The organism is Nocardia sp. NPDC058499 (genome assembly GCF_042719915.1).
Lineage (GTDB): Bacteria > Actinomycetota > Actinomycetes > Mycobacteriales > Mycobacteriaceae > Nocardia.
This window is the reverse complement of sequence record NZ_JBHXMZ010000001.1, coordinates 91,156-104,911: the sequence shown is the minus strand read 5'-3', so window position 1 is coordinate 104,911 and position 13,756 is coordinate 91,156. Positions and strand designations below refer to the sequence as shown.

Genomic DNA, 13,756 nt, shown 5'->3' with positions numbered 1-13,756 from the left:
ACGAGGAGTCACCGTTGTCCCCAACTTCTGCGACCGGAACCGAACCACAGTTCACACTCGTATCCGCCACCGATACCGCCGCCGCCGTGATCCCGGACCGGGAACTGATCGTGCAGGGCGAGCGCCGGCACACCTACGCCCAGGTCGCCGACCGTTCCCGGCGCCTGGCGGCATATCTGCTCGCCCAAGGGCTGGGATGCCGTACCGAACGGCCGGATCTGGCGAATCACGAAGTCGGCCAGGATCTCCTGGGCATCTACGCCTACAACGGACCCGAATTCGTCGAAAGCATGATCGGCGCCTTCCGCGCCCGGGTGGCGCCGTTCAATGTCAACTACCGCTACGTCAAGAACGAATTGCAGTACTTGCTGGCCGATTCCGGCGCCACCGCGCTGGTCTACCACGCCGCGTTCGCGCCGACACTCGCCGAGGTACTGCCGGACCTGCCCGGTCTGCGGGTGCTGATCCAGATCGCCGACTCGTCCGGCAACGACCTGCTCGACGGCGCCGTCGACTACGAAACGGTGCTCGCCGCCACCGAACCCGAACCGCTACCGGTCGAACCCTCCCCGGACGACCTCTACGTGCTCTACACCGGCGGCACCACCGGAATGCCGAAGGGTGTGCTGTGGCGCCAGCACGATATCTATATGGGAGCCTGCGGCGGCCGCGATGCGACCAGCGGCGCCACGATCGCCTCCCACGACGAAATCGCGGAACGGGCGCGGACCAATCCAGGGATGAAGCTCATGGTGATCCCGCCGCTGATCCACGGAGCGGCACAGTGGGCGGTGCTCACGGCCATGACCACCGGCCAGACGATCGTGCTGCCCTCGGTCACCGACCGCATCGACGCCGGCGAGATCGTGCGGACCATCGAGCGGGAGAAAGTTTCGGTCGCCATGGTGGTGGGGGATGCGCTTGCGCGTCCGGTGCTGGCCGCCGTGGAATCCGGTGGCGCGGATATGTCCTCGATGGTGGCGCTCGCCAACGGCGGTGCGGTACTCAGCCCGGCCGTCAAAGAACGCTGGATCGCGGCGGTGCCGGGTCTGGCAGTACTCGACGGTGTCGGTTCCTCGGAAACCGGCGCACAAATGCACCATGTATCCGCCTCCGGATTCGTCTCGACCGGGAAATTCTCGGCGGGCGCCGACACCCGGGTGGTCGCCGAGGATCTCGGTTCCGTACTCGAGCCGGGCCACGACGGGATCGGCTGGCTCGCGCAACGCCGGTTCACCCCGCTCGGCTACAAGGGCGATGCGAAGAAGACCGCCGCGACCTTCCCGGTGATCGACGGCGTGCGCTACGTCCTGCCCGGCGACCGCGCCCGTCTCCTCGCCGACGGCTCGGTCGAACTGCTCGGCCGCGACTCCATGACCATCAACTCCGGCGGCGAGAAGATCTTCGCCGAGGAGGTGGAGATCGCGATCTCCTCGCATCCGGCGGTGACCGATGTGCTGGTGGTGGGCCGCCCGAGTGAGCGCTGGGGTCAGGAGGTGGTGGCCGTCGTCGAACTCGCCGAGGGCGCCACGGCCGGTGCCGGCGAACTGATCGCTCATGCCGGGCAATCACTCGCGCGCTACAAGCTTCCGAAAGCCGTGGTGTTCCGGCCCGAAATCATGCGCAGTCCTGCAGGTAAAGCGGACTACCGCTGGGCCCGGGAGCAGGTTGTCGGCGAGCCCTGATCGCCCTCGGCCCGGCTGCCGCCTGCCCCGGTCCGTGCCGAGTCGACCGGCCGCCGGCGACGGAGAAACCCCCGGCTTCAGCCGTGGGGAGGATGGGTGTGCCTTCACGCATTCTTCTGGTTGTCGACATAGAGTTTCACTACCTCCAGGGTCGCGCCACCGGCAGTGCCCGGACCGGGGTTCGTGCCGAGAGTTGGGCGCGTGCCGGGCGATACTCAGGCCGATACCGCCGGTCGGCGACCGGGCTGCGGTGTCCTGATTTCTTTGTAGCAGCGGACGACCGCGACGTCCGCCGGGCCCGAAATCGACCCGGCGGCAGTCCACGATGATGCTCAGAGCGCCGGCGTCCCCTGCCGCCGCGCGTTCTTGACCAGGCCGCCGCCGATGATCAACCGCTGGATCTCGCTGGTGCCCTCGTAGAGTCGCAGGAGCCGGACATCGCGGTAGATCCGCTCGACCGGCACATCGCGCATATATCCGGTACCGCCGTGCACCTGGACCGCGAGATCGGCGACCTTGCCCACCATTTCGGTGCAGAACAGTTTCGCCACCGACGGCGCGGTGCGCCGATCCTCGCCGGTGACCCAGCGCCGCGCGGCGTCGCGCACCAGGGCGCGGCCGGCCATCACCCCGGTCTGCATATCCGCGAGCATGGCTTGGACGAGCTGGAATTCGCCGATCGGGGAACCGCCCTGCGTGGCGGTCGCGGCGTAGGCGACCGATTCGTCGAGTGCGCGCTGGGCGGCGCCGACGGCGAGTGCGGCGATATGGACCCGGCCGCGGGCCAGCGAGGTCATGGCCGCGCGGTAGCCGATGTCCTCGCTGCCGCCGACGAGGGCGTCGGTGCCGACGCGGACATCCTGGAACCGGACCTCCGCGGTCCAGGCGCCCTCCTGCCCCATCTTGCGATCCTTCGGCCCGACCTCGACACCGGGGGAATCGGCGGGAACGAGGAAGACAGCGATTCCGGCGCCCTGCTCGTCGGCGGGGCGGGTGCGGGCGAACACCACGAACAGGTTCGCGACTGGAGCGTTGGTGATGAACCGTTTCTCACCGTCGAGCACCCAGTCCGTGCCGTCGGGGCGCGCGGTGGTCCGCAGCGAGGCCGGGTTGGATCCGGCGCCGGATTCGGTGAGGGCGAACGAGGCCACCACGGCGCCCGCGGCGATGGGTTCGAGCCAGCGTGCTTTCTGTTCGCCGGTGCCGAAACCGACCAGCACTTGTCCGGCGATACCGTTGTTGGTGCCGAACTGCGACCGCAGCGCGAGTGTCGTGTAGCCGAGTTCCATGGCCAGTTCCACGTCTTGGGCGAGGTCCAGGCCCAGCCCGCCCCATTCCTGCGGGATGGCGTAGCCGTACAGGCCCATGGCCTTGGCCTGTTCGACGATCTCGGCGGGTATCCGGTCCTGCTCGGCGATTTCACGTTCGCGTTTCATGACCACATCGCGGACGAAGCTGCGGGTCTGGGCGAGGATTTCCCGGAAATCCTCCTCGGTGACCGGTTCGGCGGCGGGTTCGCTGGTCATAACAGGACTCCTCGTACCGGCTGTCTGCGCCGGTGTCGTCTGCGCGTTCAGGGATCCGCGATACGAATCCGCGGATCTACGATACTGTAACTGCAACGGTATGTGGTACGGGAGATGTGAATGCGCATTCCATACCGCCCCACGACAATATCTCGCTACGGAGCGCCATGAACGCATACGACGTCGGCCTGCTGGTCCTTCGACTATGTCTCGGACTGACGATGGCCGCCCACGGCTACAACAAAATCGCCGCACCCGGTGGCCTGGCGGGCACAGCCTCATGGTTCGACGGTATGGGTATGAAACCGGGACGGTGGCACGCGCGGATCGCGGCCGGCAGCGAAATAGGCTTCGGGCTTGCGCTGGCACTCGGCCTGCTCACCCCCGTGGCCGCGGCCGGTTTCGTCGCGCTCATGCTGGTGGCCGGCTGGACGGTGCACCGCGGAAACGGATTCTTCATCGTGCGCAACGGCTGGGAATACAACCTGGTCCTGGCCGTCGCGGCCGTCGCGGTGGCGATGGTGGGTGCGGGCCGGTTCAGCATCGACCGGCTCCTGTTCGGGCCGAGTGGATTCGACGGCTGGCCGGGTCTGCTCGTTGCTGCCGGGGCGGGCCTGGTGGCCGGTATCGGTCAGTTGATGCTGTTCTACCGGCCGCCCGCGCCGGTCGAATCGTGATCGGGGGCCCAGGTATGACCGGCACCCGCCATGAGGAAGACCCCGGCACTGCCTTCGCCGCCCATCTGGCCGGCCGGATAGCGGAATACGGCGAGCGTCCCTGTATCGAATTCGAGCGGCGCTGGTACTCGGGCACCGAGATCACCGCCTGCATCGACGCCGTCGATCACGCATTGACGCGGGCCGGGATCGAGCCCGGTGAGCGGGTAGGGATTGTCGTGCGCAACCGGATCCCGCACGCCGCGTCGGTACTCGGTTTCGTCGCGGGGCGGCGGCCGGCCGCGATGATCAATTCCTATCAGTCGCCCGGTTCGCTTGCCGCCGAAGTCGAGCGACTGGGGCTGAGCGCGGTACTGGCCGCCGCCGAGGACTGGACGGAGCCGGTGCGGACCGCGTGCACCCGTATCGGCAGCGCGGGCATCTCCCTGACGGCCGGACCACAGTGGGTCGAGACCGTGGTAACCGGTGACCCGTCCACCCGACGGCCCTGCCGGGAGGAACCGGGCCTGCACATCCTGACCAGCGGTACCACGGGTCCACCCAAACGGGTGCCGATCGGCACCGCCGCACTCGCACACACCGTGCTAAGTATGACCGGCGGGCTACCCGCCGCGCCCGGCGATCCGCCGGAGCTGGTGTTCTGGCCGTTCGGCAGTATCGGCATCTGTCAGTTGCTCGCCGCGCCCTATCAAGGAAAGCGGATGGTCCTGCTGGAGAAGTTCGCGGTCGAGCCGTGGGTCCGGGCGGTGAAGACCTACCGGATCCGGCGCACCGGAGTGCAGCCGACGATCCTGCGCATGCTGCTCGAAGCCCAGGTGGCACCGGAGGACCTGTCTTCGCTGGAATACCTGCCCGGCGGATCGGGCCCGCTGGAGCCGGAACTGCGTGCGGAGTTCGAACGCCGATTCGGGATTCTCCTGCTGTGGGGTTACGGGGCAACCGAATTCGCCGGTTCGGTCTGCGCGTGGACACCCGACCTGTACCGGGAATTCGGCGCCGGGAAGGCCGGCAGTGTGGGCCGGCCGCTGCCGGGTGTCGAGGTGCGCATTCTCGACCCGGCATCCGGGGACGAAGTACCTGCCGGCGAGCGCGGGTTGCTCGCGGCCCGTGTCGAAGCGGTCGGCCCCGACTTCCTGCGCACCACGGACCTGGCGTCGATGGACGCCGACAGGTTCGTCACGGTGTACGGCCGGGCGGACGGCGCAATCAACCGTGGCGGTTTCAAGATCCTGCCCGAGTCGGTGCGCGCGGTCCTGCTCCGGCATCCCGCGGTCCGTGATGCCTGTGTGGTCGGGGTGCCGGACCGCAGGCTCGGGCAGGTGCCGTTCGCAGCGGTGGAGTTGCGTCGCGAACGTGGGGTACCGGACTCCGTTGAACTACGCGAGCTCGTCCGGGAGGCGCTACCCAGTCACCACGTGCCGGTCGACATCGCGATCGTCGACGAGCTGCCGCGTAATGCCGCCATGAAGGTGCGGACGGACGCCGTCGCCGCCCTTTATCAGGAGAGCTGACCGGAGGATTGCCATCCGCCAATCGAACCCGACCGATCCCTCGAACACCGAAGGCTTCAACCTGATCCAAGACCTCCGTCGCGAGATCGACCGCCTGTCCGCCTTGCTGAATCAGCAGAATGCCTAGCAGGTACGCGGTGGGCGCTGTCACGGTTACCGGTAGGCGTCTGGAGTGGGCGGTTTGCCCGCGTCCTGCACCTCGACGAGATAACGCCAGCAATCAGGAGTGCTGCCGTCGAGATCGGTGAAACCGTATTCCTCGGCGAGCCCCGCGGACGACAACGACGCCCGATTCCACCGGCCGCGATCGGGATCGGCGGCCAGTGCGGCCACGGCCCGCCCCACGAACCTCGGAGTCTCCGAGATTCCGAAGTGACCGGGATCGGGATAGGGGGGCTCCGCAGATTGCGAGAGCGCGTCGCGCCAGTTGTCCTCGGTGACCCCGAAGCTGTCGAGCATCATTTCCGAGCGCAGCCAGCCAGGGGTCAGGGCCACGGCGGTAGCGTGGTGACTCGCCAGCTCGCGGCCCTGGCTCCATGCCAGTCGCAGAATCGACCACTTGGCCAAATCGTAGAATGCCGACAGTCGGTAGTTGGAGGTGTTGTAGTCATAGGTACCGTCTGTCATCTCGACGAGTAGCCCGCCCGGCCGCCGGATGAGCAGCGGGAGAGCGTGATGACTCGTGATCAGGTGGGTGTCCACGGCGAGTCGGAGCAGTCGCAGTCCGCCGTCGAGGGAGTGCTCCCAGATCGGGGTGTTCCATTCGGTCAGTAGCTCGCCGCCCCAGATATCGTTCACGAGCACGTCGAGCCGCCCGTAGTCGCGGTCTATCCGCTGTACCAGGTGTGCTACTTGCTCGCTGTCGAGGTGGTCGAGGGCCACCGCGGTGGCGGTACCGCCCGCGGCTTCGACCAGTTCCGCTGTGTCTTCGATCGTTTCGGGACGCCCGTACTCCGATTGGCGGCCGCGGGTCGTGCGGCCCGTGACGTACACGTGAGCGCCCGCGGCCCCGAGTTCGATTGCGATACCGCGCCCGGCCCCGCGTGTCGCCCCGGCGACCAGCGCCACCTTTCCGGCCAGTGGTGGTGCCACCGTGTCTCCCTACTTACTCGTCGCTTAATATATAACCAACCATTCGTTTATACATGGGGAGATCATGCCGCGCCACAAGACAGTCACCGACGAGGCGTTGCTGGACGTCGCACTGCAGGTTATGAGCGAGCGGGGGCCGGATGCCCTCACGTTCCAGGCAATCGCACCACGCGCCGGAATCTCCGCGTCGACGATCGTTCAACGCTTCGGCACCAAAGCGGCCCTGCGCCGTGCAGCGCTGACGCTGGCATGGGACAGACTCGATGCGGAAACGGCCGCGGTTGACCACGACGCCACCGCCGGTCCAGCCGGTGTGGTCGACTTGCTGGTACGTCTCGGTGCGCAGTACAGCGAAGATACCTATGCTGACCAGCTCCTGATCCTGCGCGAGGACCTCCTCGATCCCGTCTTGCGAGCCCGGGGGTGCGCATGGCTGGACGCCCTGGTGGCGGCTGTCGAACGGCGGCTCGCGGTAGCCCCGGACAACATTGCGGGGGTGGGCGAGTTGGTTGTCCAGCAATGGCAAGGGGCACTCACCGTCTGGAGCTTCCGTCGTGATGTCGCATTGAACGTCGCCGTCCGCAGCGCAGTCGAGCCGCTGTTGGAGCGTCTCGGGTACGACCTGAGAGTGTGACGAGCCATCTGCGAAACGTTCGGAACCGCCTCGCGTGTCCCGGTGGTCGGGTCGATGCGCGGCGGGGTACAGCCGCTGTCGGAGACCTGCCGACAGTGGTGTCAGCCGGCGGTGCGAGTGTTGTGCCCGACGATCGCGAAGCTCACCGTGGCGAGCGCGGCGAGGTGGTCCTCGGGTAGGTTTCGCACCTCCACCTGTACGACTATGGAGCGTTTCCCGGCGTGCACGATGGTGGATACCGTGCGTGCGGTGCCGGTGGTGACGGCGCGAAAATAGCGCACGTTCAGGTCGGAGGTCACCACACCGCCGGTCGGTAGGCTTTCCAGTGCCAGGGTGCCCGCGGCGATATCGATCAGGGTGGCGATGAGGCCGCCCTGTAGGCCGCCGGCAGTGTTGACGACATGTGGGGCCACTGGTAATTCCCAGGTCTCCGAACCTGTTTCGTCCGGTGCCTTGCGGAAGCCGATGTGGTCGAGTAGATCGCCGATTGCCTGAGTGGAGGTCATGTTCGTTCCCTGTCGAGTTGAGTCCAGACGCACGACCGGTTCCGGGTGCGTGTGTCGAAACGCCGGCGGTGCAGCACGATGCGGCGCTCGCCGGAGGTGATCAGCGGGGTGGTCCGGTGGCGGTGCCGGCGTCGATACCGTGGTCGGCGAGCAGCTTTCGCAGGGCGGCGATATCGACCTTGCCGGTGGTGCCACGCGGAATCTCGGCATCGGAATCCAGAAGCAGCCAGATGGTCGGCACCTTGAACGAACTCAGGATCTCCTTGGTCGCGGCGCGCAGCCCGTCGATGCCCGGGCGGCCCGTGACGATCAGGGCCGCGGCCACGCGCGCGCCGTCGCCGCGGCCGATATCGGTGACGAATGCGCCGGTGACGTCCGGTAGCGACCGCAGCGCCTTCTCGACCTCGCCGGGATAAACGGTGGCGCCGTTGACCTTGAACATATCGTCGCGGCGGCCATGGTAGAAGAGGAAACCCGCCTCGTCGAGGCGCCCGAGATCGCCGGTGGGGTAATAGCCGTCGGCGGTGAACAGTTCCTCGCGGGCACGGCCGCAGATACCGCGCAGAATATGCGGTCCGCGCAGTTGGATCTCACCAATTGTCCCGACGGGCAGCGAATTACCTCCGGTATCGGTGATGCGCACCTGCATCCCGTCGAACGGACGGCCGCAGCTGCCGTGCGCGGACTCCGGCATATCGGTGTCGGCGGGGTAGCCGCAGTAGGGCCCGAAGGATTCGGTCATCCCGAACAGGTTCGCGCGGGCGCCGGGTCGCGACCGTTGCTCCGGCGGTAGCAGCGCTTCGAGGCTGCCTGGCCGAAGCGCGGACAGGTCTGAGCCGAGAGATTGCGCCCGGCGCGCGAGGGCCTCGGCCTGATCGGGCCAGCCCCGGAAAAGCGTCACCTGTTCGCGTTCGAGCAGCTCCAGGGTCGAATCCGGCCGCGGTATCTCCTCGGTGACGAGGGTGGCGCCCGCCGCGAGCGCGGAGAGGACACCGCCACCGAACCCACCGACCCAGAAGAACGGCATCGGCAGATAGAGCCGGGTCCCGGCGTCGATACAGCGGGCGGTGAGACCCGAGCGCACGGCGGCCAGTGCATTACCGTGCGAATGGATTACGCCTTTGGGTAGGCCGCGGCTGCCGGAGGTGAACATGATGAGCACAGGGTCGGCGGGGCGGACGGTGGCGGCCAGCGCTTCGGCGACTGCGTTCGCGGCCGGCGTCACCACGAGCTTTGGCGCTCCGCCTTGGATATCGACGAGTCCCCGTAGAAGTTCGGTGACGGCTTCGGTGGTGTATGTATGCCGGAGAGAGGGCAATTCGGTGTGGTGGATCGGCGTCGCGTCCATCGGTTCGCCGAGAACGGAGCGGAGGCCGTCGAAGTAACGGTTGCCGCGAAATTCCTCGGCGGCGATCAGTATCTCGACGGCGGCAATGCGCAGCTGGGCGATCAGTTCCGGCGGCTTCAGCAAAGTGCTCATCGGGACCAGCACGGCCCCGATCCGGGTGAGCGCGAGCGCGATGCGCACCCAGTCGACACTATTGGGGGCCACCAGACCTACCCGAGTTCCCTTCCCGATGCCGGCGGAGACGAACGCGGCGGCCAGGCGGCGGGTGGTGGTGTCGAGGTCGGCGTAGGTGGTGCGGGTGTGCGGGTCGATCACCGCCGGATGGTCGCCGCGTTCGGCGGCCTGCCGGCGCAACAACGTATCGATGGTGTCGGTGGCCGTGGTGTGTTCAGGCATCGAAGATCTTTCCGAGTCGCTGGATATCCACTTTGCCGCCGGCCAGCAGCGGAACATCGGCGGGCCGCAGCAGGGCGAACCGCCGGGGAACTTTGTAGGCCGACAGCTCCTGCCGGAGGTGTTCGCGTAGTGCGTTTTCGTCGACGGTTGCCTCGAGGGTGACGAGCACGGCCGCCACGATCTGCCCACGGTCGGGGTCGGGCAGGCCGAGCACATGCGCGGTCGCGCCGGTGACTTTCGCAATGGCCTTCTCCACCTCGGCGGGGGAGACATTGGCGCCCGCGGTCTTGATCATGGATCCGCGTCTGCCGAGGTAGTAGACGAATCCCTCGTCGTCCGCATGCACCAGGTCACCGGTGTGGAACCAGCCGTCGGCGTCGAAGCATTCCTCGCGGCTGCGCCCGTAATAACCCTGCATGACATATGGCCCGCGCAGGTACAGTTCGCCGGTCGCGCCGAGCGCCGCTGCGGCGCCGGTATCGGGATCCACGATCCGGGTGTCGAATCCGGGCGCCGGTTTGCCGAAGGAGCCGCGCCGGTGTTCCGGCTGGTCGGTGTCGTCGCCGCTGAGCAGCACGACGCTGCCCGCTTCGGTCATTCCGAGCATATTGTGCCGCAGTTCGGGGTCGGCGGGGCGCGCGCCGGCCGGCATGATCGCATACAGGTTGCCGCGGCGCATCGAGGTCAGATCCCGTCCGGCGAAGCTCGGATGCCGGGCGAGGTGGGCGACGCCGCCCGCGAAACCGTTGGTGACCGTCGGCTTTTCGGCTTCCAGGAGGTCGAGCGTCGCACTCGCGTCGGTGGCGTCGGAACACACCAGGGTGGAACCTGCGAGCAGGGTCGCCAGCAAGGCGTAACCGAAACCGCCGATCCAGAAGAACGGTGAATTACAGAACAGCCGGTCGCCGGCGGTGAGGCGGCGGATCTCGTTGAGGTTTCGCTGATGTCCCAGCAGGGCGCCGTGGGTGTGGATGGCTCCCTTCGGGGCACTGGTGGACCCGGAAGTGTAGATGATCGCCAGCGGATCGGCCGCCACGACCTGGTGTTCCATCGCCACGAGCAGTTCCTCGCCGACGGTCTCGGCGAGCCGGTCGAGCTCGCCGATATCCCGGAGCCGGTGTCCCGTGCCGGTGCCGTGGTTCATCGCGATATGGCGAACCTGTGGGGCTTGCGGGCACAGCAGCCTGTCCGCGGCGTGGGGAGCACCTTCGAACGCACCGGGGAGCAGCTCGGCCAGCCGTGCCATGTAGTCGTGCGCGCGATAAGCGGCGGTGGCCAGCAGTATTCGAGTGTCGCTGCCCACCAGCTGTTCGCCCAGCTCGCGCGTTGTGGCGAAGGTGGAGAAGGGCACCGCAACGGCCCCGATCCGGGCGGCGGCGAATGCGCCGATCACGAAATCCGCGCCATTGGGGTAGAGCAATCCGATATGCGTGCCCTTGCCGGCGCCGAGTGCGATCAGCGCGCGGGCGAGGTGCGCGGAGCGGGACTGCGCCTCGGCGTAGCTGATCCGCTCGTCGTCGCAGATCAGCAAGGGATGTTCACCACGGACGCTCGCCTGCCGGCGAAGCAGTGGGGCGAGTGTGTCGTTATCGGCCGGCACGGTTGCCCCCGTCGCGGTCTACCTGCCGCCCCCGGGAGGGATCGGCGTACCCGGGAGCCGTGTGGCCTGCGTGGGCGTGCCCGGGGAAGAGGTGATCGGCGACCACGCGTCCGGTGGCATTCGGCAGATTCTCGCCCTCGCCAGGGGCGGCGTCAGCAGTCTCGTGGTCGGTGCGATCGGGGGACCCGTGCTCGGTGCGGCCGACGGTCGCGTGCTCGATGGGGTCAGCGAGATAGTGCCCGGTGCCGGTCGGCGCGTGCCCGGTGGGACCGGAAGACTGGGCCCTGGCGGAGTGGCCGGGCGCGTTGCCCGGCGGGGGAACGGTCGCGTTTCCGCTCGGGGGGACCTGTGCGTGCCGCGACGCGGTGGTTTCGAAATGACTCCGCACCGCTCGGAGGTCGGGCTTGCCCGAGGGGGTACGGGGAATCGCCGCTACCACAGCCAGTTCCGTCGGAATCTCGTACCGTGCCAGCCGGGTCTGCAGGAAGGTGGTCAGCTCGCCGGGCGAGGCGTCCGCGTCGGGGTGCAGTTCGACCATCGCCACCGGGGTCTCACCGAGCCGGGGGTCGGGCCGGCCGACCACCGCGGCGCCGCGTACCGCCGGATGGCTTTCCAGCGCACCGCGCACATCGTCGGGCATGATCTTGAAACCGCCGCGGATGATCGCCTGGTCCGCCCGGCCCAGGATCCACAGGAATCCGTCGCCGTCGATCCGTGCCAGATCGGTGGTGCGGACCCAGTCCGCTCCTGGTCCGAGCTGTCCCGGGATCACCTCGAGCAACCCTGCCTCGCCCGCGCCGAGCACCGCGCCGTGTTCGTCGACGACCCGCAGCCGGGCGCCGCCCGTTGCCCGGCCCACACTGCCGCGCTTCGCCGTCCAGTACTGTTCGTGATCCGGCAGCGTCCAGCCGGCCACCCCACCGCCGAATTCGGTGGCGGCGTACGACGTCAGCACCGGGATGCCGAATTTCTCGTGGAAGGCGTCGGCGTCCTCGGCCGACAGCGGTGCCGTTCCGGAGGTGACGACGCGGATTCCGGCGAGGTCCTCGCGGCGCAGATCCGAATGCAGCACCATCCGCAACGCCGCCGGTACCAGCGAGACCGCGCCCGGCCGGTGCGCGCGCACCGCGCGCACCCAGGATTTCAGCTCGAAACGGGACAGCAGGACGAACGGCCGGGCCTCGGTGACGCACTGCAGCACCCGGAAGACACCGCCGATATGCACCAAAGGTGCGTTGACCACGGCGACCCCTTTACGGGGCCGTGCCGGGGCGTCGGCCGCTGCCGGATCGGTCCCCATGACACTGCGCGCCAGCATGTCGTAGCTGATATCCACTCGTTTCGGCGGTCCGGTGGTGCCGCTGGTCAACATGCGGACCGCCACCCCCGGCCGCGCCGCTTCGTTGTTCTGCGTGGTCGCCGTATTCCGGACCTCCGGCAGCGCGTCCGGACCCGGGATCGAGACGACCGTGGTCTCCGGCGCCGGTACAACCAGCGAATCGAGGTCGCCGGGCGCGCCGATGAGTAGCGGCAGCCGTAGGGCGGCGATATCGTCGCGGGCCCGGTCGTCCCCACGCGACGGGTTGATCACCACCACCGTATCGCCGGCGAGCAGGACCGCCAGGAGCGCGGCCACGTGCTCGGGCCGGTTCCGCAGGAGAATCCCGGCCGGACGCGGCCCCTGGTCCGATTCGATGATCGACCCGATGCGCTGGGTGAGCCCACCGATCCGGCCCCACGAATACCAATGCTCGTCGAATTCCAGTGCGGGGGAATCCGGTTGCAATGCCAGAACATGGGCTATCCGCCGGCTCAGCGGGTGGGCGTGTACTGCGGTATCGGTCATCAGCGGATCCTCGGTTCGGTCGCGGTGGGCGAGGAGGCGGCCAGTTCGGATTTGCCGATCGGATTGCCGAGCCGGGTGTAGATGAGCCCGTGGTCGAGCGCCGCCCGGTAGGGCTTGTCGAGTGATTCCCAGATCGCTTTGACCGTGCCCTGGGTGGCGGCGGGGGGTTTGGCGGCGATGCCGGCCGCGATGCTGTGGGCGCGGGCCCACAGATGTTCGCGGGCGACGACCTCCGACACCAGCCCGATCCGCAGCGCGGTCTGGGCCGAGACCCGTTCGTCATTGCCCATCAGCGCCATCCGCAATGTCTCCCCGAGCCCGATCCGGCGCATCAGCCCGACCGGTTCCAGCGCCGACACCAGGCCGGCGGAAACATGCGAGTCGAAGAAGGTCGCCTCGTCCGAGCAGACCACCACATCGGATTCGTTGACGAAGTAGAACGCCCCCGCGGTGCACATCCCGTGCACCGCACACACCACCGGCTTCCACATCTTCTGCCATTTGGGGCTGAGCAATTCGCCGGGATCCTCGTGATGCCAGACGCTGGCCGGTTGCCCGTAATCCGATGTGACGTCGAGGCCGGCGCTGAATGCCCGGTCGCCTGCCGCGCGAACGACGACGGCGTTGACCGAGTCATCGAGTTTGATCGTGTGCCACGCGCGCTGGACTTCCTCGCACATCGTCCGGTTGAACGCGTTCAGGCGCTCGGGCCGATTCAGGGTGAGGGTCGCGACGCGGTCGGTCGGGTCGAGTTCGAGCAGTATCGTTTCGAACCCACCGCTGTAGTCGCGCGGTGGCGCGTCGGCCGCCGGACCGTTACTGGGCACCGCAGATGCCTCGGTCCGATCGCCGGCCGGGCCGTAGCCGAAGGCCCCGGCTTCCCGGGACGCGGCGCTCATCGGAAAGGCTCCGAGGAAACGATATAAGACACTGCT

Annotated in this window: 10 protein-coding genes and 1 pseudogene; 4 read left to right on the top strand and 7 right to left on the bottom strand. The window is 67.9% G+C overall.

Translation table 11 applies throughout. The features are described from left to right. Nucleotides 1–14: 14 nt before the first annotated feature. A complete protein-coding gene (locus ACFWPH_RS00475) occupies nt 15–1,685 on the top strand; it encodes an acyl-CoA synthetase (RefSeq protein ID WP_378747262.1) in 1,671 nt (556 codons plus the stop codon). A gap of 332 nt (nt 1,686–2,017) precedes the next feature. Here the strand turns inward: ACFWPH_RS00475 and ACFWPH_RS00470 are convergent, their stop codons facing one another. Next, complete coding sequence (locus tag ACFWPH_RS00470) at nt 2,018–3,211, bottom strand: acyl-CoA dehydrogenase family protein (RefSeq protein ID WP_378747261.1); 1,194 nt, start codon at nt 3,209–3,211, stop codon at nt 2,018–2,020. Between the two features lie 167 nt (nt 3,212–3,378). Between ACFWPH_RS00470 and ACFWPH_RS00465 the strand changes: the two genes are divergently transcribed. Next, nucleotides 3,379–3,888: a DoxX family protein gene (locus tag ACFWPH_RS00465; RefSeq protein ID WP_378747260.1), complete on the top strand. Its 510-nt coding sequence runs from the start codon at nt 3,379–3,381 to the stop codon at nt 3,886–3,888. A 14-nt stretch (nt 3,889–3,902) separates the two neighbouring features. Next, on the top strand, nt 3,903–5,399 hold the full coding sequence (locus ACFWPH_RS00460) for a class I adenylate-forming enzyme family protein (protein WP_378747258.1): 1,497 nt from the start codon (nt 3,903–3,905) through the stop codon (nt 5,397–5,399). Nucleotides 5,400–5,552: 153 nt separating this feature from the next. Here the strand turns inward: ACFWPH_RS00460 and ACFWPH_RS00455 are convergent, their stop codons facing one another. After that, nucleotides 5,553–6,491 carry an SDR family oxidoreductase gene (locus ACFWPH_RS00455; RefSeq protein ID WP_378747257.1) on the bottom strand — a complete coding sequence of 313 codons (939 nt, stop codon included), beginning with the start codon at nt 6,489–6,491 and terminating at the stop codon, nt 5,553–5,555. Nucleotides 6,492–6,555: 64 nt separating this feature from the next. Here ACFWPH_RS00455 and ACFWPH_RS00450 point away from each other — a divergent pair, with 64 nt between their 5' ends. Continuing rightward, a complete protein-coding gene (locus ACFWPH_RS00450; protein WP_378747256.1) occupies nt 6,556–7,125 on the top strand; it encodes a TetR/AcrR family transcriptional regulator in 570 nt (189 codons plus the stop codon). A gap of 101 nt (nt 7,126–7,226) precedes the next feature. Here ACFWPH_RS00450 and ACFWPH_RS00445 read toward each other — a convergent pair whose 3' ends face one another. The 5 genes and pseudogenes from ACFWPH_RS00445 to ACFWPH_RS00425 form a co-directional block, all read right to left on the bottom strand. Then, nucleotides 7,227–7,631: a PaaI family thioesterase gene (locus ACFWPH_RS00445; protein WP_378747255.1), complete on the bottom strand. Its 405-nt coding sequence runs from the start codon at nt 7,629–7,631 to the stop codon at nt 7,227–7,229. A gap of 100 nt (nt 7,632–7,731) precedes the next feature. Next, nucleotides 7,732–9,375 (bottom strand): class I adenylate-forming enzyme family protein, encoded by a 1,644-nt coding sequence (locus ACFWPH_RS00440; protein ID WP_378747253.1) that lies wholly within the window; start codon nt 9,373–9,375, stop codon nt 7,732–7,734. Next, nucleotides 9,368–10,975, bottom strand: coding sequence for a class I adenylate-forming enzyme family protein (locus ACFWPH_RS00435; RefSeq protein WP_378747252.1), 1,608 nt, complete (start codon nt 10,973–10,975; stop codon nt 9,368–9,370). Before ACFWPH_RS00435 ends, ACFWPH_RS00440 begins: the two co-directional genes overlap by 8 nt. Before the next feature lie 364 nt (nt 10,976–11,339). Further along, a pseudogene (locus ACFWPH_RS00430) lies at nt 11,340–12,821 on the bottom strand (class I adenylate-forming enzyme family protein); the annotation flags it as partial. Beyond that, complete coding sequence (locus ACFWPH_RS00425; RefSeq protein ID WP_378747251.1) at nt 12,821–13,720, bottom strand: enoyl-CoA hydratase/isomerase family protein; 900 nt, start codon at nt 13,718–13,720, stop codon at nt 12,821–12,823. The pseudogene ACFWPH_RS00430 and the gene ACFWPH_RS00425, both read right to left, overlap by 1 nt. Nucleotides 13,721–13,756: the final 36 nt, after the last annotated feature.

Excerpts from the sequence above, each read along its gene's own strand:
- ACFWPH_RS00470 (WP_378747261.1), bottom strand. The coding sequence starts at position 3,211 with ATGACCAGCGAACCCGCCGCCGAACCGGTCACCGAGGAGGATTTCCGG.
- ACFWPH_RS00465 (WP_378747260.1), top strand. The coding sequence starts at position 3,379 with ATGAACGCATACGACGTCGGCCTGCTGGTCCTTCGACTATGTCTCGGA.
- ACFWPH_RS00460 (WP_378747258.1), top strand. The coding sequence starts at position 3,903 with ATGACCGGCACCCGCCATGAGGAAGACCCCGGCACTGCCTTCGCCGCC.
- ACFWPH_RS00450 (WP_378747256.1), top strand. The coding sequence starts at position 6,556 with ATGCCGCGCCACAAGACAGTCACCGACGAGGCGTTGCTGGACGTCGCA.
- ACFWPH_RS00445 (WP_378747255.1), bottom strand. The coding sequence starts at position 7,631 with ATGACCTCCACTCAGGCAATCGGCGATCTACTCGACCACATCGGCTTC.
- ACFWPH_RS00440 (WP_378747253.1), bottom strand. The coding sequence starts at position 9,375 with ATGCCTGAACACACCACGGCCACCGACACCATCGATACGTTGTTGCGC.
- ACFWPH_RS00425 (WP_378747251.1), bottom strand. The coding sequence starts at position 13,720 with ATGAGCGCCGCGTCCCGGGAAGCCGGGGCCTTCGGCTACGGCCCGGCC.